Raw genomic sequence first — 1,293 nt, forward strand, 5'->3', positions numbered from 1 at the left:
AGCATGCAGAGAAATATGTGAGCCCTTACTCTTTTCTCAAGCCAGTGGTGTATAGGCCTTATCTTCAGATCCACTCCCTTTAGCGTCCTGAATGCCCTCTCAACTCTGGATAGACTCTTGTAGCTGTACACCACTTCTTCTGCAGTCAACTTCTCTTTCTCTACACTGGTTCGGATTATATAAAATCCATCAAGAGAAGCTTCAAAGGCTATACTTTCTTCATTTCTCCTGTAATCGAACTTCCCATCCTCTATCTTGAAAATGAAATGCTTGGCCATCTTGTACCTGTTCTCTATCCTTCCCAGGGCCTGCCCTATCTTCCCCTCTTCTCTCAACCTTCCCGAAGCGACTCTCCTCAAGAGTTTGTTCAACTTCTCTTCAGTAGCCCTGAGTAAGTCTTCTCTCGTTCTCCTTCTCTCTTCTGCAAGAAAGGGATTCCTGCAGACTATTAACCTCTCTCCAGGATAATCGGGGGAGTCTATCTCAAGAAGGTCTCTCTCGTCAAATAAGCTCAGCTGTAACTTCCCATTCTCGAATAGACTCTTTATTGTAGGCCCTCTGAAGGCACTGATCCAGTCAACCCCACCTAGAGCCTTCAATCCTTCTATCTGTCCTTGCGTTAACATACCTCTGTCTCCAACCACGACGAACCTTCCTACTTTGAACTCTTCCTTTATCTTGTCTACCTGTTCCCCTATCGTCTTGGTGTCACTTGTACATCCCGGATATACCTGTATGGAAATAGGTACACCCTTCGAGTCTGTCATGAGTCCATAGACTATCTGTTTCTTCCCCTTCTTCCTGTCTCTGTTATAACCATAACTCGCAAGCTCACAATGACTCCCTTCATAGTAACTCGAAGAGACATCGTAAAGAACAAGACCGCCTTCACTTAAATGTCTCTGCGCAAGTTTCCTTTCTATCGTCTCTTGCCTTTGTAGCAACCAGTCCAGGGCAACATATAACTCATCTTCATCTGCATCTTCCACAGAGAACTCTTCGGGAATAGTGGTATTATCCCACCAGCGTATTGTGGAAAGCTTCGTCTGAGGGTTTATTATCCTTGCAGCTATCATAGCCTCTACTAGATCGCTTTCTCTACTCCTTCGAGAAGAAAGCAATTCGGAAATACCTAGATCCTCCATTACCTTCCTTATCACCGCAACATTACCATGTGCCCTCTAACGAGTAATCTCTATAGCCTCTTCGGAAGGAAGAAATACTCTTCCCTGGAGACTCTCTTTGACTAATTCTCTAGTAACTTCCGGCAATTCAGTGAGATTGGCAATGGTT

At 44.6% G+C, this 1,293-nt stretch carries 1 protein-coding gene; it reads right to left on the reverse strand.

Annotated elements, in window-relative coordinates; translation table 11 throughout:
• The coding region (locus B3N33_RS00305) for an IS1634 family transposase (protein WP_292591763.1) at positions 1-1,145 on the reverse strand (1,145 nt) is incomplete at its 3' end.
• Positions 1,146-1,293 lie beyond the last annotated feature (148 nt).

This window comes from Mesotoga sp. UBA5825 (assembly GCF_002432955.1).
Lineage (GTDB): Bacteria > Thermotogota > Thermotogae > Petrotogales > Kosmotogaceae > Mesotoga.